This is a genomic window from Gracilinema caldarium, assembly GCF_029265695.1.
GTDB lineage: Bacteria > Spirochaetota > Spirochaetia > Treponematales > Breznakiellaceae > Gracilinema > Gracilinema caldarium_A.
Genome location: NZ_JAJUHW010000033.1, coordinates 13,093 through 31,712, shown reverse-complemented (window position 1 = coordinate 31,712; position 18,620 = coordinate 13,093). Strand labels below are relative to the sequence as shown.

Here is an 18,620-nt window from a genome sequence, read left to right as displayed (position 1 = left end):
TGTGCTGGGTCATATCCCGGTTGGCTGCAAGACTCTCCCTGGTTTTACCCTGTAATTCGGAAATCTCCCGCCCGGTTGTTTCCAGATCTGTCTTAACCTGTTTACTGAGCTCCTTTGAACGGATGGCTGTCTGAGCCAGATGTAATTTATCATTCAATTTGAGAATTCACGGACATTGGGGTTTGGTGGTTTAAGGCTATATATAATAAAGAAATAGGTATGGTTTTTGGCTGTTTTGCCGTGTAAATTTTTATCGGACATTTTGATGAATTCATGAAAAATTCGAATGTGTTCGAGAAGTGTTTTAATCCATATAATATAAAGAAATATAGTAAATATAAGTAAAAGACTATATAATAAAAAAGGCCGTTCTATCAGACATTTCACGGACATGAAAAATTTGAAAAATATTTGTTAGAAAGTGGTAAAAAGGCCCATCGAAAAGCGTAAAAAACTATAAATTTGAGTGGTTTGAAAGGTAGTTTATAAGGTCGCCGCGGTAAACCATCCAGCCTTCTGGGGTGAAAAAAGCCTTTAAATCGCCGCGTTTTATGAGCCTTCGGATGGTTGCCCGGGAACACTTAAGTGTGGCAGCTGTATCGCCAATAGAGAGTATTGCCGGTATAGTTTTAAGCGCTTTTTTTGACTGTTCGCTGATCATAAGCCTCTACCGAAATGATGGAAATTCTCCAGGTATGGGCTATTTTCCATCCTTCGATGTAGCCCATATACAACAGATAATACACGTTTTTAGGATGCAGCCCTAAAATAGCGGCGGCTTCGCGAACGGTCAGAACAACACCCTTCATTCTGCCTCCCGAGCTTTCTTGTTTATATCCTCAAGCGCTAAAATAACCGCACTAGCCTGCTGTTTTGTCAGGAAATTAACATCATCAACATGGCCGACACGACGCAAAAACTGCCTCAGACTGCTTTCTGTTTTTGACCGGCTGCCAAGATCCCACAACCTCTTTATATAAGCGATCTGTGCCTTAGATGCTCGATTTGGAAGGATGATTTCCTCTCTTTTTTGGTATCTAAATCCCAGATTTTTAAAAGCCTTCATTATCTCGTCGAACTGTGTCTTAGAGGATAACTCCTTAGAGCTTTCAATGCCGGCCGCCCCCAGGAGGATGGCCTTGTATGCCGCATCGTCTAGTCCTAGTTGCCTGCGGGCAGTATGGATAAGTTTTATCCAGGTTTGTTTTTTTAAGCTTTCCATCGCACCCTCCGTATATACGAAAAGCCCCGGAGATCTTCCGGGGCCATCGCCGGACGTCCAGGTCGGCGATTTTTATGCGGTTGCCAGCAAGTCTTTATTCACCTGCTCCCGTTTTGGCTGAATAAAGAACTCGTTTTTTTGTTTTTTAACCGCATCGATTTGGGCGAGTGCATCATCGTCTAGTGTAAGAAGAGCCTCTTTATCAACTTCCTCTTTTATGCGTATGTAGCCGATCATTCCGAGCTGCTTCATAAGCGGCAGGGTCTGTTTTGATATAGAGACTGACGGCGGGGTGAGGCGATATCCAATAGTTCCAAAAGATAAATCGATGCTTTTTTTATCCTTGAAGTATTCGCCTTTATGGTAGTCGCAGAACGCCTTTATGGTGGCGCTAATTTCTTTTACCCGCTCTCGCAAGTCCTTTCCCGCCTCTGCAGTTTTTGCTTTAATCGCCGCAATTTGTTTTTCGCCTTCCGAATCGATGCGCTCGATTTCTGCTTCCAGTGCGCACAGCTCTTTTAAAGCCTTGTCCACGTCCGCTAAACTCTGCAGTTCTCCTGTTGTCGGTTTGTACCGTGCCATGATAGTCCCCCTATTATGCTGCTTCCGGGGCATCCGGCCCCGGATTGTCAATAACAACTTCGTTCTTTAAGATTTGCCGTAATAAAAAGAGCTCTGCCCGAGCTTCGCGGATATAACGCAGTGCTGTCTCAGGGTTTAAAAGCCCCTTATCCAGCGCAATTTGAATATCCGTAATTTTTTGATCGAGCAGCTCAAAAGCACCGCTGCTAAAAGTCAGTTTCATACAGCCTCCTCGCTAACAATTCCGCGTTCTTCAAACTCTTCGATGGTCTGCAAATACAGCTCCGTTGCCACCACATACGCGTCGATTGCCTTCTGCCACGCAGGCTCAGGCAGTCCTGCCGGACGGGGCAGGTACAGATCCAGAGCGGGGGACGCCATATTGGTGTCTTTGCGATAGATGTATACCTGTCCATTAACTGCCTGGACGCGATGTTTTTTAAGGGCAACGCCTGATCTGGTGGGCTGGCGAAAGAGCCAGACCAGCTGGCTCCGGTCGGTAAGCGCCGCCGGCATGGCCTGCAGCACGGCACTGGAACTGTCACTTTCACTCTCTGAGTCACCAACAGGCAAAGCCTTTTTTATCCCCGCCTCGATGTAGGCTTCTCGGATGGATTTGCTTCTGATAAGTTCTAACGGCGCGTCCTTGTAGGTCTCGTAGACGCGTATGTATCTCCGTGCAGATCTCTGAGTTAGCGCGAAGTTTTGCTCAAGCCAAGGAATAAACTGCCCGTGGTCGAGCATATCCTTTGCTGCCGCAAGGCGCTTGCCGGTCTCAAAAATGAATTGGAGCGTTTTTTTTGAGTTTTCCTCAAGCTTACCGAGCAGCCATTGGATTTCATTGGTGACGGCAGCAAGAGATTGCCCTTGATAGGGAGCAACTAAAGCCGCCTCAGTCATTGGCACAAGATCGGTTTCCATTACGTCCTCCTATTTCAAAATGAGTGACCCTGCAATCCTGACCGCTTCCGGCGTTGGATTGGCAAGGTCGTTTGCTACCGCGGTTCGGTGTGCCCGGTCTATAAGCTTTGCGAGGGCCCTGGCGGATCCGGCGGCGGTTTTAATGAAGGTCTGCACGGTTTCTTTGTCGAGATCGGGCCAGACGGAAGCAATCATTTTTTCCGCGTCCCCGGGGCTTAAATCGCTTACCTCAAGCAGGACCCCTACGCGGCTTGCAAGCTGTTGGTGGTCGTTTTTGAGGTTCTTAATACGGAATACCAGGCGTTGAAGGCCGCAGAGCACAAGGCCGCTCTGGCCCTTATCGTTCACCACCCGGCGTACCAGTTCCAGGGCCCCATCATTGAGGTAATCCGCTTCGTCGATGATGACAATCAAGTCCCGGTCGGCCAGGGTGGCTGCAACCCGGCGCACCAGTTCGACATGGGATCCGTTCCGATCAATACCGAGCTTTTCGGCGATCTCCCGGATAAGGGCAATCTTGCCCATCGATTCATCAACCTCAATAAGAATGGAACCATTTGGATTTTCCGCCACGTATTTTCGGAGGGCCGTAGTTTTTCCAACTCCGGCGGGACCTGCGATGACAGCAATATCCCGCTCCTCATGGGCAATTTGAATAGCATTTAGGATCCGGCGAAGGTTCTCTGTTTCCACAAGGGGAACTGAACGCCGAGATCGGCGGCTTTTTTCCCGCTCCATCCAGGCAAGCAAGGCGGATTCTACCGCCTCAGCGTCTCCCTTATAGGTGCCATTGAGCCATTGGCTCACGACGGAGCCTGCATAGCCAGCCGCTTCAGCGGCCTTGTTCTGGCTGATTTTGTATTTATCAAGAAACTCTTTAAATTCTTCTTTAAAAGTCATACAAATCTCCTTTGATTAGATATCGAGGGGGCTTCTAAGTGATGGTTTTTGCTCCCTCTGGCGCACTGGTTCCGCTCCAGCCGCAAGAGGCAGGGCGCTCAAGTCGGGCAGTTCCTGCCGCTGCGGAGCGGGTAGGTCCAAAAAGGTTTTTAAACCGCTTGTTTGCTTAAGCCGCTCCGAACGATGACGCACAAGTTCAAGATTTGACTTGCGGGCCGCATTAACCTTTTCGTTATCCACCGCCACATCTCCGGTTGCCATAAAGTAGTCCGCCCAAGCCGTACAGATGGTCTGTCCCTGAATAGTTTGAACAAGGGCTGTATCCGGCTTTACGATAGGGATGCGTACCACCACCTCCTGGCCAGAATATTCAAGCAATTCCGGCGCCCAATACTGAACTCCCATAACACTCACCCCGTTGCGGGTAACCTTTCGGACCTCTGGACGGGTAAGGGCAAGCGCGAGGGTTTTAGCATCGGCCTTCCGTGGTTCCGGGGCATGTAATGCAAAGACCTCATCTGGGGTCTGGCCGTTCATCCCTTTACCTTCGCCATGCCAATTGGCATTCCAGAACTCAATAAAAGCATCAAGCTTAGTGCAGAATTCATCCCATGAAAGCAGCACCTGTTTTTTTGCCTTTTTATTGATGGCCCGGTAGTAGAGTGTTACATCCTCTGGGCGGCTTACTGTATTTGACCCGATGTAGTACCCTGAGTCTTTGGCTATGTATTCGGCAAAGGTGCCGAATGTCCGCTCCATCCGCCCCTTACTCTGGCCGTGGTAGGCCCGCGCGTAGGTGGTGTTCACCCCAAGCATCTGAAACGTGCCCTGCAGATGGAGCAGGTCCTCATCGCTAACCCCGTCCGCGTTGATGGTTGATACCTTAAGGCTTGCCCCCATGAGCACTTTACAGCGGTAATCTTTACCGTTATCCATGTGGCACATCTCAGGAAGGCCGTAGCGTATTACCATCATGTAAAAGGCCTGCAGAATGGTAAGGCTCGATGGATAAACTGACGGTGCCCAACCGAGGATTTTGCCCGACCGGTAGTCCTGCCAGGCGGTAATCCAGGGACGGAATATCCGGCCATCCTTGGTGACAAGAAGGTCAAACCGGTGATGGTCTGAAACTACCTGCTGCATCGGGAGGAAAATAGAAGGATCCCGATCAATAAATGGCTGATACAGAGCTTCGAACTTGCTCTGACCGAGACGGTGATATGCCACAAGCGGCTTTGGCAGGCTCTGCAGGTAGCGCCTGCAGGTTTGGTACGTTGCGGTGGTGCTCGGGAGGTTCAGCTTTAAGAGCTGGTAGCAGTGCTGGATAGTCCGCCGCTCCGGAGAGAGGTAGAACTTCTCTAAGATCTGCTGCTCAATATCGGTGAGCTTGGTCGCCTTTTTTGTCTCTCCCCACCGAGGTATGACCCCGGAGGTGCCGCTAGTCCTGCGTTTTGCGTCCCACCGGTAGAACGTTGCAAGGCTCACCTCGCCGAGCTTTTGCCGCAATGTTGGATTCAGGGCCCCGGAGTTGTAGGAGGCGATAAAGTCCGCAGCCCTTAAACCAGACCCGTCATAGAGGGCCAGCAGAGCCAGACGGAGTCGGCCCTGTTCCCGCGCTTTCTCGCTCGAGCGATGGATAGCATCCGGAGCGGTTGCAGGTACTGAGGTTGATTCTATTCTGAGCTTTGGCGCAAGGGCCACCTGTACATCCGGCGCCAGGCTCGACACATCCCAGACCTTAGCTTTTCCAGCCTTTAGATATTTCCAGCCCTCCTCTGCAGCCCGGCGCAATACCTGCCGCTCGCTTACACTCAGAGCATTGGCAATATCCTTTGTCGAGATTGTCATGGCCGATACCCCCGTTTCAGATCCGCAATCTGCTGTTCAAGGTAGCTTTTCAGCGTTTCAAGCTGATCGATGTAGCGGGCCATAGAATCGATAGCGGCCTCCCGCCGTTCCGCTTCTTTCTCAAGCCTAGCGACCCGCTCTTCTAACTCCCGGACATACGGATGGAGACGGATAAACGACTTCATACCGTGCCTCCTTGGTTGTAGAAACCCTCCTGCGGAGCTGACACAGGGCAAACTAAAGAAGAGTGGCTTGCGGAGAAAGTATTCTCTCTTGTCTGTAAAAAATGCGGAACCAAGATTCGCATATCAAGCCTCCATCCCCGAGATGTTTTGAGGGGCTACCCTGATGTAGCTGATGATGGAACTTAAGTGCTTTACATCTTCCATCTCTGACACTTTTTCATGCAGAGTCTGGTAGAGCTGTTTCCATGTTTCGTAGAGCTTTTCTCTGACTCTAGTTGGGATGATCAATGCTTCATAGACATCCGGAGAAATAGTTTGTACTATCTCAAAGTTTTCATTTAAAGTGATTACCTTCAGAATAAGGAGGGTAAAACGTCTGTAAGCAGGCGCGTTCCTCGCATACTCAAACAGAGTTGGGGCTGCTGAAACCCAGGCGTAAATTAGGGCGCTTCGCTCCCGCTCATCAATCGCTTTGTATGCTATGAAGTCATTCATCATTTCCCTTCCTCCTTCTTGTCGACAATGCCCTTCCCGCAGGCTGCCCGGGCGATAAAAGCATCCCGTTCTTCTTCGGTCATCGTTGCCCAGTTGGCGAGAAATTCCTCTTCCTCTTCGGGGGTTACATACCAGGGATAGATCTTCCGGTAGGTCTCGATGGGAAGCGGGAGGCCTTCCACATAGGTTTTGCCATCGGGGCCGGTGGTGGGGACTACCTTTTTAGGCCGCCGGGTAAGGGGTTCAAAGTTCTCTGGACCCAGGTACTGCTTGCAGACCCGGCGGGCACTGCGGATGCCAAAGGTTTGCCGGGCTTCCCGCATAAAGGCCGCTGCCTCGGCAAGACCTGGCCTGCCGGGCGTCTCCGCTTTACCCGACCCGACCGCATAGCTCCCAGTCTTGCGGATTGCAGGCAGCACCTCGTGGGTGATCCAGCGCTTAAAGGACTTTGCCTCGGGCTTATTTGAGGTGAGGACCAGGCTGTAAAGCCCGGGCTCGTTTACAAGCCAGACGTTCCTCATTTTTGATGATACAAATAATTTTTGTATCATCTTTTCATCATCATCGAGTCTCTGGAGGCTCATGGATACATCGGAAAGCCCCAGAATGTCGCACACATGGCGTGCTATCCACCAGGGCTCGTTCTTCTGGTTAAGAAGGACCGGGCAGTTGTGCCCATTAAAAGAAAATTGCAGTTCGTTCATGCCGCTACCCTCTTCCCGATAACAAGCACTTCCTGCCAGGAGCTATATCCCAGGGCTTCTGCGACAGCTTTCTGCACCTTATGGCTGGTTCGTAGCCCGTACAGTACTTTCTGCACCATGTGCCTGCTTACGCCGCACATGTCCGCCACATCCTGCTGGCTATATCCGTGGGTTCTCAGCAGGTAATTGAGCCAGACACCCTGTTCCACATTTGGAACAGCCAATTTTGCGTTGCGTTTTTTCTGTAAATACTTCATAATAGAAGTACCTCCTTGCCCCTCCGGGCGGGTGATGTTGGCTAGAAAGGGGCCGGTGGGTGGCTCCTTTCTTTTTTTAGCCTAAAGGTCGCACAAGCGACATCCGATAGTTTGATTATCGTCGTGTATTAGACTTTTGTCAAGTGAAAATAGTCTAAAAAATGACATTTTAATAGCAAGGCGGCGTCATATGGACATTATTAAAGAGAAATTGCCTAGAATACGACTTTTTAGAGAATCTATTGGACTAACACAGACGGTCTTTGCAAATGAATTAGGAATTCCTCGTACGACTCTAATAAACTATGAGAAAGGAATAGCCGTACCTTCTGATTTATTATTAAAACTAAAGCAGAATTTCGGATTAAATATTGACTGGTTTCTCACTGGCGAAGGCGAGATGTTTCTTCCGGGGCGGGACCACCGCAAGAAGGAAGCTCCGCCAGTGGGCGCCGAAGCCGGCAAATGTAACACTGTGATACATTTGCCGGAGGAGTCGAAATGTAAACCAGGTTTACATTTGCCGGAAAAACCCAAATCGGACACAGTGTCCGATTTGACGGAAGAATCCAAAAACGACACTGCGTCGCATTTGCCGGCATCGGGCGCTCATCAATCCAAATGGGAAACTGTTTCCCATTTACCGGAAGAATCAAAAAACGAAACAGTTTCGCATTTGCCGGCTGAATCTACTTCCCTTACGACGAGCCGGGGTTTGGACATTATGGGTGGTGGTGGCGGCGAGATTGCGGATCCCCGGGAAATCGTGGTCTACCGCTTTCAGAAAGGGCATCCGGTCCCCATGGAGGTGCGGGAGCCAGACCCGGAGGGTGCGGTGTTGCTTCCCCTCTGGTCCCAGCCCACCGCCGCAGGCCCCGGACAAATGCCAACCCAGCTTGCCGAGACCGAGCGGAGCATACCGGTGCTATATACACTTTTGGGGTACCGCCGGCCAGAAAACTGCGCCCTCGTGCGGGTAGTCGGCGACAGTATGAGCGACGTGGGCCTCTTTAACGGCGACTACGTCCTCTTTGACCGCTCCGACCGCTCGGGGGACGGCATCTTTGTCATCAGCCTCTTTGGCGAGACCCGGGTTAAGCGGCTCCAGTACCGCCTTGCGGACAAGAAAATCATCATCGCCAGCGAAAACACCAAGCGCTACCCCGAACCGGAGATCGTACCCTTTGACTTCATCCAGGACGGGAGCCTAGTCATCCATGGACGTGTGTTCGCATGGCTGCATAGGCATCCGTATTAAGTTGCGAAGAAACTACAGGTAATGTAGTATAGATTAAGGAGGTTTCAAATGAAAAGAGGATGTTTGTTTCATTTTTTTTGGATAGTTCTGCTTTTTGGTGTTTTGAGTATTGAAGCATTTATTATTTTAGAATTATCAAAAATTTTTCCTAATTATATTATAGAGATAGGCTTGGTAACCGGTATATTCTCGATAGTACTAGTAATTATATCATACAAACTATTCTATGGTAATTATATTGATGTTTATCTTTTATCTGGCATTGAAGAATATGACAACGCAAGAGCAAATGGGCTCATAAGAGATCTGCGGAAGGCTCAGTTGGTATATGGCAAAAATTATCTTACTATTTATTCTTATCTAGTAACCAAGCCATTAAAATTCATAATAGAGAACGAAAACATTGTCTCCATAAAAGAGGAACTTGTTGCTGGAGTATCATCAGGAAAGGCAGAACTAGAAGCGGTAAAAGGAGCTGTTATAGGATCTGTTCTTGGCGGCGCTTATGGTGCGTTTGTAGGTGCCGGAATGGGTTTGGGTGAAAAGAATCCAAGAATAGTAATAAGCATTTCCTATAAAACAAAAGAAGGGAAAGAAAAAACTATAAGATTTTTGTATCCTCTTTTAGAACAATTTAAAAGTAAGTTCTTTAAAAAATGTTACAAAGACAAGTATATCCCTGCAAATTATATTTAGTACCATTCCCATCCCCTTATTCCCCGTTCAAGCGGCCGCCTCTGGAACTTGCTAGGCTAGTAGCAAGGAGGCGGACGTGCTTTACAAGCTCTCAAATCCATATCGAACCCAACGCAACAATTTGATCGACCCGACTCAGACCTGCCAGGTCACGAGCATGATCATGGCCCTTGAGGCAAGCGGCATTTCCTTTGAGTATCCAAAGAACGAACAGCCAGAAGATTATCTTGCTCGGCTCTTGGATGAGCCTGATGCCTGGGCAAAGCTGAAAAAAGAGTATCCCGCCATGGCAGGAAGGCCTCCACGGGAAGTGCATGCAATCCTCTCCTGGGCGATAAACGAGAAGCTCTGCAAGCGTCGGGTAACCACCTTTACAACCAAAGTCTCAGTGCAAGAGATCCTGTGGCGCATTGCCCGCCATAAAAGCGCCTCCGTTGTCTCTGGCCGCTTTACGTCCTACGGCCATCTGATTACCGTGATTGGCTTTGAGTCCAAGCAGGACCGCATCGATGAGTTAGGGAGCCCCGGGCTGCTCGATCTTGATAAGGTGCAGTCGGTAATTGTGGATGACCCCTGGGGCAACAGCAAAACCGGCTACCGCGACCAGGATGGAAACGATGTTGTCTATAGCCTGCAAGAATTTGCCCATTTAACCCGGTTTTTTGACAGCCTGGATGCCAAATGGGCTCATCTTTTTAGCCGAGATGGGAGATTTTAAGGAGGATGCGATGGAATTAAAAGGTAAGCCTCTTACCCTCGGGGCTAAAATAATTGCCGCCATGCTGGCCATTGGCGGCCTTGTGGTGAAGGCCTTCTGGTCGCCCGCTCTTGATATTGATGCGGTCATCAAAGTTGCTGCCTTTGTAGCCTTGGTCTTTGCGCCCATCGACCTGTCGCTCCTAGCGACTAATATTTTTGGGGGCAAGAAATGATGGAGTTTTTAGTCTGCGCCCTCATAACACTCTTTATAGCGGCGCTGATCCTGTTTGGTCTCGGGGCGGCGTTTCTTAACCTGTCCCGGAGACGGGACGCTTACGCCGACGAATTTACTGGTGGGGTTCCAGCCCCGGAGACCCTGCAAAAGGAGGAAAATCTTGAAACCCAGAGTCCTGCTGACCTTATTGCTACTAGTCCTGACCCTGCCAGTCATGAGCAGCGAAAACAAGAACTTGCCGATGCAGTCCGGGAACGCATACGGAATCGAACCCGGGAAGCTATATCCCGGGGATCTGGTGCTGGAACTGCTCGAGATAGCCGAGGATGAGGCCGCCGCTGCGGTCCGCGCTGCCTACGATGCGGGGTATAAAGCGGGCCGTATCGATGGAGCTGCCATCTGGGGCGAGGAATACAAAAAGCTCCAGGCGGAAAATGCACGGCTTAAAAAGCGCCCCGGATGGGAAACGGTGCTGAGTGTAGGTGTAGGGGCTCTCGGGGTAGGGCTGATAGTCGGACTGGTGGTGCGCTAATGGAAGGGTTGCTTACGAGTCTATTGCAGTACGGAACAACTCCCTCGCTTATCGTACTTGCCTTTGTGGTGGGGCTCCTGGTTAAGAAGCTCGAAGAAAACGCCAAAAAAGACGATGAGCGGGCCCGGATGCTGCGGGAAGAGCTAACAAAGGGCATAAACGGCCTTGAAGAAAAATTCGAAGAGCGCTTTGTGGTCCATGCAAAGCGGATGGAAGAACTTTCGAACCGCATATCCTGTGTGGAACGGGACTACCTCCCTCGGGAGGATCATTATAAAGATACCGCCGGCTGGCGGGCAGAATTAAACCGGATCTTTGACGTAATTATCCGGCAACTGGAGAAAAAACAATGAAGCTGAAAGAAGCCCCGCTCAGGGGCGCAGTATTAACCTTCCTTCGGGATATCTACCCGGAAGGTGCTGAGCGACGGACTATAATCTCGGTGCTCTATCAGTACCATGACTACGAACCAATTAAACAGGCCTTGGAGTACCTTGTGGATAAGAACTATGTGAGCCGCAAGGATGTACCTCACCCCTACCGCGCAGGGGATGCGATATCCATCTATCGCATTACTGCAAATGGTATAGACCTGCTGGACGGGCTCCTTGCTGATCCTGCGGTGCTCATCCCTCGGGAGGAGTGATATGGGCCGGCGGAGTAAGATTGAGCTCCAGAGCCTGACCGAGCGGGTGGTGCGGCTGTACCAGGAAGGCAAGACCATTGTCCAGATTGCGGAAACCCTGCGGTCTGAAGGGTATGATACAAGCCGCGAAGGGGTGCGCCGGGCGGTGAAAAATGCCAAAGAACTCGCCATGGATCTAAAGCGGGCGACAGAGGAAGCCCGGGTCATGATGGATGCAGTCCGGAACAGCCCCAACACAGACCTTGCTGAAGCGGTTCTGACCCGGTTTGCAAGCCTACTTTTGCAAGAGTCTTCAGCTATTGAAGAGCTTGGATCCGAAGACCCCCTTGCATACATCGACGCTATCAGCAAAGTGGCCAACGCGCAGGCGAAGCTGGGAAGCGTGCGTATGAAATACCAGAATGGTTTTGAGGCTGCCAAACAGGCGGTGCTCGAAGCGCTCCGGAATGAACTGAAAAGCCATCCAGATATCCTTGAGCGCCTTGAAGCAATCGTAATCGGTATGGAGGCCCCTGCCGCATGAGCCGGATCGTGGATAGCCTCGTCGGCGGGACGCAGGAGGTACAAACTGAGCGGGAGCGGAATCGAAGGCTCGAACGGGCCAAACGGGACTTTGGCTTCTTTTGCCGCACCTACCTGGGAGACTACTTCTACACCGAGCCCGCCGCATACCAACGCCTCCTCTATGATGTTGCTGATACGAGAAGCCTGTCCGCAGAACTCGCTGAAAGACTAAAAGATTATATAAGAGAAAAGTATTGGTCTTTAGTAAAACCGACAAAAGAACTAGCCGGGGCGATGTTCATCGAACCCCGCGAGCACGGGAAGACAGTCCGCTGGAGCTTTGCCTACCCCCTCTGGCAGGTACTGTCCGGGAAAAGCCGCTATGTGCTCCTGATCGGCGCAAGTCAAAACGCCGCGCAGGAAAACCTTATCAACATCAGAACGGAACTCGAGGAGAACGATCTCCTCCTGGAAGACTTTGGAGACCTCCGGGGCGACCGCTGGAGCGATGCCCGTGTCGAGCTTAAGAACGGTACCTGTATCCAGGCAAAGGGTGCCGGGGCAAGCATGCGGGGTACCCGGTTCCGGCAGTACCGGCCGGACCTCATCGTCCTGGACGATATCCTGAAGGATGATGCCGTTGATTCCCCAGCTACTCGGAGCAAAATCCATCGCTGGCTCAAGCGGGTTGTTTTTAATCTTGGCAAGACCGCCTTTATCGTGTGGGTCAACACCATTTTCCATAGTGACGACCCTATAAGCCGCCTCTTACGGGAACTGGAAGATGGATCCCTTAAACGCTGGATTGCGGTTCGTCTTTCCTGTTTTAAGCCTGACGGGTCCCCGCTATGGCCGGAGAACTGGCCGCAGGCGGTGCTCGAAGAAAAACGGCAAGTTCTGGGAAGCGATGTGTTCAGCACCGAGTACGAGAATGAGCCGCTTTCCGACGAAGAGCGGATCATCAAGCCCGAATGGATTCAAGCCCATATATACCTACCCGCAGAACTGCCGCCGGGGCTGCGCTACTTTGCCGGGGTAGACCCCGCGGCAGGAAAACATGACCATACGGCCATTGTCTCGGTGGGGGTAGACCGGGCGGGCATCATCTGGGAAGTAGATTCTTGGGCTGCCACCTGTTCAGAAGACGAAACGGTGACCCAGCTTATAACGAAGCACAAGCGGTTTAAGTATGCGCTCATCGCCTGGGAAGAGGTATCTTTTACCAATATCTACGCCCGCTACGTGATGCGCATGGCAGCGGCTGAAAATGTGTATCTTCCTATAAAGACCGTAAAGGCTGGCACTGAAAGCAAGGTGCTTCGTGTGCGGTCCATTTCGCCCCTGATCGAAAACGGGCTTATCCGGTTTCGGGATCGGGGGAATCGGGAACTTATCGAAGAACTTACAAGCTTTCCGAAAGGCAGGTTCGACGATTTGCCGGATGCGCTGACTTACGCGGTCGGTATCATTACCCGGGCGGCTGAGGTGCCCCAGGTGGCGCCTATCAAGCGTATGGCTCCAACCTTAGCACAGCAAACCTTACGAGGATATAGACGATGAAACAGGCAAGCAAAGTAAAGACCGAAACTCTTTCCCTTCGGGTTATTCCCTCTACGGACCTTTTTTCTTCTTTTGTTGGCTACATGCCCAACCCGGACGAGGTGCTCCGGGATACGGGGGAGCGAATTATCGTGTACCGGGAAATGCGCACTGACCCCCGGATTAAGAGTCTACTGGCGCTTGTAAAGAGCTCGGTATTGGAATATGCGCCTCGGATTGAACAGGGAGACGCCCGGCCTACAGTGTTTGAATTTATCGATAAAGCCATTGATCAAACACTGCTCTATTCCCTTGAGAAGCGGCTGTTATCGGCCATCGATTACGGTTATAGCGTTGTGGAACTAGTATGGAAGAACCATGATGGCTGGTGGCTCCCCGATGATGTGGTGCTTAGGAAGCCTGAGCGCTTTGTCTTCGATGCAGAGGGACGTCTTAAATACAAAGATATCTCCACCGGCGAGCTTATTGATTTGTACGACCAAGCCTACAAGTGGCTCGTCTATCGCTACGACAAAGACGCAGAAAACCCATACGGCACGAGCGCCCTTAAGTCATGCTACTGGGCATGGAAGTTTAAGAAAGCCGGAAGCCAGTTTTGGATTATGGCGGCGGAAAAGTTTTCTGTGCCCTCAATTCTCGCTCTTTTTGATACTTCAGAACCGGAGGATAAAATTCGGGAGCGGGCTTTGCATCTTTCAGAGCTCCTTTCAACGGTGCAATCAGGTTCCGGGGCAGCCTTAGCGAACATAAAAGACGTCAAGCTCCTTACGAGCCCCGAAAAGGTAAGCGAATTCCGCTCACTCATGGAGTGGTGCGACCAGCAAATCAGCTACGGCATTACCGGGCAGAGCCTTGCCACTCAGGAGGCAGAGTTCGGAAGCCGCGCCCAGGCTTCGGTGCACAGCGACGTACTGAAGACCCTTGCAAAAGGGGTCTGCCGTGAACTTTCCGAGGTACTCCAGCGGCTTGTGTCTTATGTGGTGGAACTTAACTATGGTCCGGGCGAAGCAGAGCCTCTTATCCGCTTTGACCTTGAGGAACACGCCACATGGGACGAACTTGTCCAGGCCATTGACCGGGGAATCCCCGTATCAAAGAACGCCCTCTATAACCGCTATGGCGTCCCTAAACCTGCAAGCGATGAGGACGCTTTTGTGCGTCAGTCCGCTACGGCGGTTGACCCGCTTGCCTTAGCCATGGCAGATGAGAGTAAAAAAAAAGTCCGCAGGACCTTCTTTTAGCCCTGGAGGAAGACGAACATAAAAAGCTCTCAGAACTGGACCGACTGGCGCTCCGTGCTCGGGAGGCAACCCTGCCCCGGATCGGGAAGGCGGTAGCAGAGTGGATCCGCTCTCTTTCGCCTGACGGCTCCCCTCCGTCGCTCGATGCTCTTAAGGCCGCACAATTCCCCGATACTGAAAAAGAGCTGGTACAGGAGACGGAACGGATGCTGTCCGGCGCAATCCTTCTGGGCATGGACCATGCGGAGCGGGGTCTCCGCCTGGCAGACCCGACCCCAGAACATACTCCCATTCCCTTTGAAGAAGCGATCAAATTCCTGAAGGCCCGAGTGAGCCTTACCAAGGCGGAGTGGGCAGCTCTGGAGCCAAAGCTTGCTTTCCGGGCCTTTACTTTGGCAAAGCTTACCCAGTGCGACTACATCGAAGCTGTCCGGGGTAGGCTCGTCGCTGCCCTGGAAAAAGGGGAAGGCTTTGAACAGCTCTGGAACGACGTAAAAGCCATCGCCGAATCGGACGGTGCTAATATCAAACCCGGGTACTGGGAAACGGTATATCGTACCAATATTCAGACCTCCTATAACGCGGGGCGCCGTATGCAGTTTGACCGCTCTCCTCCCGCAGCCATTGCCCTCATGGTTCTGGAAGATGAGCGTACAAGCGATATCTGCCGTCCGCTTGCCGGGCTTGTGCTCCCTTATGAGCATCCCTTCTGGGAAGACCACTGGCCGCCCTTTCACTTTAACTGCCGCACCACAGTTCGGGGCATTTATGAAGATGAAGTTGGCCGCATCCCCTCAGAAAATGTTCCGATGAACAAACTCCGCAAGGAGTTTAAGCCCCAGAGTGGGTTTGGGGAGAATCCTATTAAGAGTGGATCATTCTACGAAATTACCGATGAAATGGCTAAGCGAGCGCTTAATTATAAAATCATGGATGATCTGAAAATCTTTGCCGACAAAGCCGGATTTAGGAGCATCAGGCTATACTACCCCAAATCTTTAGAAGATTTTGATCTAATAAAGGAGTATCCATCTGGTGGTAAGCTGTACAAGCATAACAGCTACAAGAGTAAAAAACTGCCAGAAGAACTTATTGCGCAACGATTAGCAGAGGAAGGAGAAACAGTAAAGCTTCTCCCTCGGAGCAATCTGCTGAAGAGTCCAGACCTCATGGTTGGTAAGGAAATATGGGAGATTAAAAGTGTCGTAGGTACCAAAAATAGTATCGATAGGGCAATGCGGACCAAACAATCGGAAAATATTATTATAAACATTTCCGATCGTCGTGACAGTAATTTGATAGAGAAAGAAATAAAAAATCTTTTAAGACGTCGAACAAATATTAGTAAAGTTTGGTATGTTCTACCCAATGGTATCAATAGAATGTTAGAGCGTTAATGAAAAACCCCAAGGTCTTCTGCCTTGGGGGAGGGCTCGCTGGCTCCTGCAAAATATGTATGCCTACTCAAAACTCTTGCAGGCACTTTCCCGAGTGAACCTTGACATGATACAGTAGGGTACCATGCCCGTCTTTAAATATCGTACAACTCCCGCAACTTGTCAATAACCCAAAAAACAACGAACCTCATATCTGAGACCCCCAAAAAACACCCCCATTCGAACGAAATTCTAACAGCTAGAATCAATCGAATGGGCCGGGGGAGTATAATTTCACCTCCCCGCAAAACCACCCCCTTTTTTGGCCGTTTTTTGCGTTGTGCCAGTTTTAAGACAAATAGTACACACCGTCTTTACACTGCTCTCAAACGCCCTGCACACCAGGTGTGAGCCTCTTCCTGTGGGCGGCAGGTGCCAGCCGGTGCAAGTCCGGCGGGGCGCTCTTCTTTCTCTTGTCCGCCCCCTTATGCCACATTCAAGCGGGCCCGGAACGGCTTCTGTAAACTTTTATTCATGAAAACGAGAACGAGAGAACTGGCAAAGCCAGGCATTTTTGGTTCGGCAGAAAACCCGCAAATTGTTACAGAAAAGGACCTGCAGGAAATCGCCGAGACCTTTGCGGACGTACAGAAGGCCCCGGTCACCTTCGGACATTGGCCGGATCCGACTCGTCCCAGGTTGGGAAACGTCATTGCGGTGCAGTGGGACCCCACCGCTAAAGTTTTAACGGGTACTATAGAAGAACAGGATGAACTGGCGAAAGCGGTAGATGACGGGTACTATCCCGATGTCTCCATCGGAGCAAAACGCCGGGCTGTAGATGGCAAAATGTACCTGCATCACCTGGCGTACCTGGGTGAAGAACCTCCAGCCATTAAAGACCTGGTTGATGGCATCAATAAGGAGCTTATGCCGGATATAGCCGCCAGCGACTTTGATGGCGCCATATCGCTGCCAGACCCCAAGGCTCAACCACTTTCCCAAAAAGCTCCCCCTCCTCCTGAAGGCCCTGCCGAAACACAAGGCGCAAAAGACAAGGATGGACTTGCTCTTGCTGATGGAAGCAAGGCTGATGTCGCCATGCTGGAAGCCCAACTGCGGGCTCTTAAAAAGGAGGCAGTCCTTAAGGCGGCACAGGGCCGTGTGCCTAAAGTAAAGGAGCCAGTCCTGCTGGCTCTGGCTGACAGCATGGGTGTACGGGAGTCTCTGGAATTAGCTGATGACTCCGGGGCAATGAAGAAAGTTGCCGCTATTGACCTCTTGGTAGATCTCCTTGCGAGTCTGCCTCAGCCGGTAACAGAAGGCCGGTTCCAGCTCTCAGACCCGGAGCCGATTAAGCCCATCAATATGAAAACCCTGCATGTGTAGGAGGAAAACATGAACGCAGTGTTAGGAACTATGGAGTATGGCACAAGCTCTGTTATTAGTGCCATCCATCCCCCGGTCGTAAAGACCATGAAAGCAAAGGCAAACAACGGCACCCTCTCTGCAGGGCTTGTGGTCGCCAAAGATAGTAACGGCGACATTGTGGCGTATAACCCAGGCGGAGCTGCACCGCTCAATGTGGCAGTTGGCGTGCTTACCCAGGATTGCGACACCAGCACCGACGATGGAGCCTTAGTGCTCCGGCATGGAACGGTTGTCCTTGGTAAGCTCAAGGTTGGATCTGGTGCTCCTGCAGTAAGCGATCTGGCCGCCCTGGAAAATCTAGGCATATTTGCCGTTGCCGGCATGTAAGTAAAAGGAGAACGCAATGGATCTTAAGAAATTCTTTACCCGCGATGCAATTGTTGACACCCTGCAGCGACTGCCTGAACTTAAGACTCCGGTCATGGATCTTTTGTACACCGACCGGCGTAACCACCCCTTCCCTGTAGTAGGGTATCGGGACTTAAACCTCCCTGCAGGGAATATTCCTGTAGTGCGCCGAGGAAGCCAGAGTTACCCACTGAATCCTACCGATGGCAAGATCTCAATGATCGAAGTCCAGCCGGTAAACCCCAGCGTGTACCTCTCTGCCGCGGATCTCAACAATATGAAACTCCTCGACCCCCAAGGCCAGCAGGCCTACATCGATAACCAGATCGATAATCTCCGCCGGGCCTGTCGTGCCACCGCAGAGGCCATTTCTGCCCAAAGCCTTACCGGTAAAATCGCCTACCCGCTCCGGGCTGATGCCGGCGCGTACCTCACCTATGAGGTGGACTTTGGCACTCCCGCGTCAGTATCCATTGCTAAGAAGTGGGATGATGCAAACACCAAGGTTGCAGACATTGTAAAAAGCCTCGGACAAATCATCGACACCCTTAAGAAGACTGCCCCTGCTATGGACGTGCAGTTCCTTTGTGGGTTCGATGTATACGCTGCCCTCGTTGATAAAATTGGAGCCCTGCCAAACAGCGCCATCGCTCAGGTAGGAGCCGATTATATCAGCCTCGGCGGAGTTGCGAAGATACAACTCCTCTCGGCAAACTACATCGACCTTACCACTGGCAATGCAGTAAGCGCCATCCCTGCAAAGACCATTTTGGCGGTGGACCGCTCAAGCGGCTTTAAGCTACTCTATGCTGCTCTGGACCAGATGGACGCAGGCCTTGTAGCGCTGCCATTCTATGCCCAGCCAGTCACCACCCAGGACCCATCGGGCGTAAAGATCATCGGAGAATCCAAGCCCTTACCGGTGCCAAACGTAAAAGGCATTGTTCAGGCTGTGGTGTTGACCTAAGGATGAGCGAGGC

General features: G+C 51.2%; 27 protein-coding genes. 15 read left to right on the top strand and 12 right to left on the bottom strand.

Translation table 11 applies throughout. The features are described from left to right. Positions 1-454: 454 nt before the first annotated feature. The 12 genes from Q7P68_RS13995 to Q7P68_RS10555 all read right to left on the bottom strand — a co-directional run bounded on the left by Q7P68_RS13995 (position 455) and on the right by Q7P68_RS10555 (position 7,114). A complete protein-coding gene (locus Q7P68_RS13995) occupies positions 455-661 on the bottom strand; it encodes a helix-turn-helix domain-containing protein (protein ID WP_369695320.1) in 207 nt (68 codons plus the stop codon). Next, positions 630-809 carry a helix-turn-helix domain-containing protein gene (locus tag Q7P68_RS10605; protein ID WP_304225475.1) on the bottom strand — a complete coding sequence of 60 codons (180 nt, stop codon included), beginning with the start codon at positions 807-809 and terminating at the stop codon, positions 630-632. The genes Q7P68_RS13995 and Q7P68_RS10605 overlap by 32 nt, the downstream gene beginning before the upstream one ends. After that, positions 806-1,222, bottom strand: a complete 417-nt coding sequence (locus Q7P68_RS10600) for a regulatory protein GemA (RefSeq protein WP_304225473.1) — start codon at positions 1,220-1,222, stop codon at positions 806-808. The genes Q7P68_RS10605 and Q7P68_RS10600 overlap by 4 nt, the downstream gene beginning before the upstream one ends. A 72-nt stretch (positions 1,223-1,294) precedes the next feature. Then, entirely contained in the window at positions 1,295-1,804 is a 510-nt protein-coding gene (locus tag Q7P68_RS10595) for a host-nuclease inhibitor Gam family protein (protein WP_304225471.1), read from the bottom strand. Between the two features lie 13 nt (positions 1,805-1,817). Further along, the gene (locus Q7P68_RS10590) at positions 1,818-2,027 is read right to left on the bottom strand and encodes a hypothetical protein (protein WP_304225470.1); all 210 of its coding nucleotides are present in this window, start codon (positions 2,025-2,027) and stop codon (positions 1,818-1,820) included. Further along, positions 2,024-2,725 (bottom strand): DUF3102 domain-containing protein, encoded by a 702-nt coding sequence (locus Q7P68_RS10585; RefSeq protein WP_304225468.1) that lies wholly within the window; start codon positions 2,723-2,725, stop codon positions 2,024-2,026. Before Q7P68_RS10585 ends, Q7P68_RS10590 begins: the two co-directional genes overlap by 4 nt. Positions 2,726-2,734: 9 nt before the next feature. Next, positions 2,735-3,625, bottom strand: coding sequence for an AAA family ATPase (locus Q7P68_RS10580; protein ID WP_304225466.1), 891 nt, complete (start codon positions 3,623-3,625; stop codon positions 2,735-2,737). A 15-nt stretch (positions 3,626-3,640) separates the two neighbouring features. After that, entirely contained in the window at positions 3,641-5,473 is a 1,833-nt protein-coding gene (locus tag Q7P68_RS10575; RefSeq protein ID WP_304225464.1) for a Mu transposase C-terminal domain-containing protein, read from the bottom strand. Then, positions 5,470-5,658 (bottom strand): hypothetical protein, encoded by a 189-nt coding sequence (locus tag Q7P68_RS10570; RefSeq protein WP_304225462.1) that lies wholly within the window; start codon positions 5,656-5,658, stop codon positions 5,470-5,472. The genes Q7P68_RS10575 and Q7P68_RS10570 overlap by 4 nt, the downstream gene beginning before the upstream one ends. A 123-nt stretch (positions 5,659-5,781) precedes the next feature. Continuing rightward, a complete protein-coding gene (locus Q7P68_RS10565) occupies positions 5,782-6,156 on the bottom strand; it encodes a hypothetical protein (RefSeq protein WP_304225460.1) in 375 nt (124 codons plus the stop codon). Then, positions 6,153-6,857 carry a BRO-N domain-containing protein gene (locus tag Q7P68_RS10560; protein WP_304225458.1) on the bottom strand — a complete coding sequence of 235 codons (705 nt, stop codon included), beginning with the start codon at positions 6,855-6,857 and terminating at the stop codon, positions 6,153-6,155. Before Q7P68_RS10560 ends, Q7P68_RS10565 begins: the two co-directional genes overlap by 4 nt. Beyond that, entirely contained in the window at positions 6,854-7,114 is a 261-nt protein-coding gene (locus tag Q7P68_RS10555) for a helix-turn-helix domain-containing protein (RefSeq protein WP_304225457.1), read from the bottom strand. The genes Q7P68_RS10560 and Q7P68_RS10555 overlap by 4 nt, the downstream gene beginning before the upstream one ends. A gap of 190 nt (positions 7,115-7,304) precedes the next feature. On the opposite strand from Q7P68_RS10555, the gene Q7P68_RS10550 reads away from it, so the two are divergent. The 15 genes from Q7P68_RS10550 (at position 7,305) to Q7P68_RS10480 (ending at position 18,607) form a co-directional block, all read left to right on the top strand. Continuing rightward, positions 7,305-8,372, top strand: a complete 1,068-nt coding sequence (locus Q7P68_RS10550) for an XRE family transcriptional regulator (RefSeq protein WP_304225455.1) — start codon at positions 7,305-7,307, stop codon at positions 8,370-8,372. A 48-nt stretch (positions 8,373-8,420) separates the two neighbouring features. Continuing rightward, positions 8,421-9,068 (top strand): hypothetical protein, encoded by a 648-nt coding sequence (locus Q7P68_RS10545; RefSeq protein WP_304225454.1) that lies wholly within the window; start codon positions 8,421-8,423, stop codon positions 9,066-9,068. 76 nt (positions 9,069-9,144) lie between these two features. Then, complete coding sequence (locus tag Q7P68_RS10540; RefSeq protein WP_304225452.1) at positions 9,145-9,786, top strand: C39 family peptidase; 642 nt, start codon at positions 9,145-9,147, stop codon at positions 9,784-9,786. Between the two features lie 10 nt (positions 9,787-9,796). Then, positions 9,797-10,000, top strand: coding sequence for a hypothetical protein (locus Q7P68_RS10535; protein WP_304225450.1), 204 nt, complete (start codon positions 9,797-9,799; stop codon positions 9,998-10,000). Beyond that, positions 9,997-10,332 (top strand): hypothetical protein, encoded by a 336-nt coding sequence (locus tag Q7P68_RS10530; RefSeq protein ID WP_304225448.1) that lies wholly within the window; start codon positions 9,997-9,999, stop codon positions 10,330-10,332. The genes Q7P68_RS10535 and Q7P68_RS10530 overlap by 4 nt, the downstream gene beginning before the upstream one ends. Continuing rightward, positions 10,301-10,534 carry a hypothetical protein gene (locus Q7P68_RS10525; protein WP_304225446.1) on the top strand — a complete coding sequence of 78 codons (234 nt, stop codon included), beginning with the start codon at positions 10,301-10,303 and terminating at the stop codon, positions 10,532-10,534. The genes Q7P68_RS10530 and Q7P68_RS10525 overlap by 32 nt, the downstream gene beginning before the upstream one ends. Next, entirely contained in the window at positions 10,534-10,887 is a 354-nt protein-coding gene (locus Q7P68_RS10520; RefSeq protein WP_304225444.1) for a hypothetical protein, read from the top strand. The genes Q7P68_RS10525 and Q7P68_RS10520 overlap by 1 nt, the downstream gene beginning before the upstream one ends. After that, entirely contained in the window at positions 10,884-11,180 is a 297-nt protein-coding gene (locus tag Q7P68_RS10515; RefSeq protein ID WP_304225442.1) for a hypothetical protein, read from the top strand. Before Q7P68_RS10520 ends, Q7P68_RS10515 begins: the two co-directional genes overlap by 4 nt. Before the next feature lies 1 nt (position 11,181). Further along, on the top strand, positions 11,182-11,703 hold the full coding sequence (locus tag Q7P68_RS10510; protein WP_304225441.1) for a phage protein Gp27 family protein: 522 nt from the start codon (positions 11,182-11,184) through the stop codon (positions 11,701-11,703). Continuing rightward, the gene (terL, locus tag Q7P68_RS10505) at positions 11,700-13,244 is read left to right on the top strand and encodes a phage terminase large subunit (protein WP_304225439.1); all 1,545 of its coding nucleotides are present in this window, start codon (positions 11,700-11,702) and stop codon (positions 13,242-13,244) included. The genes Q7P68_RS10510 and terL overlap by 4 nt, the downstream gene beginning before the upstream one ends. Continuing rightward, positions 13,241-14,485, top strand: coding sequence for a phage portal protein family protein (locus Q7P68_RS10500; protein WP_304225437.1), 1,245 nt, complete (start codon positions 13,241-13,243; stop codon positions 14,483-14,485). The genes terL and Q7P68_RS10500 overlap by 4 nt, the downstream gene beginning before the upstream one ends. 206 nt (positions 14,486-14,691) lie before the next feature. After that, positions 14,692-15,882 (top strand): phage minor head protein, encoded by a 1,191-nt coding sequence (locus Q7P68_RS10495; protein WP_304225435.1) that lies wholly within the window; start codon positions 14,692-14,694, stop codon positions 15,880-15,882. 513 nt (positions 15,883-16,395) lie between these two features. Next, positions 16,396-17,250, top strand: a complete 855-nt coding sequence (locus tag Q7P68_RS10490) for a hypothetical protein (protein ID WP_304225433.1) — start codon at positions 16,396-16,398, stop codon at positions 17,248-17,250. Positions 17,251-17,259: 9 nt separating this feature from the next. Continuing rightward, a complete protein-coding gene (locus tag Q7P68_RS10485; RefSeq protein WP_304225432.1) occupies positions 17,260-17,619 on the top strand; it encodes a head decoration protein in 360 nt (119 codons plus the stop codon). Positions 17,620-17,635: 16 nt separating this feature from the next. Next, positions 17,636-18,607, top strand: coding sequence for a major capsid protein (locus Q7P68_RS10480; RefSeq protein ID WP_304225430.1), 972 nt, complete (start codon positions 17,636-17,638; stop codon positions 18,605-18,607). Positions 18,608-18,620 lie beyond the last annotated feature (13 nt).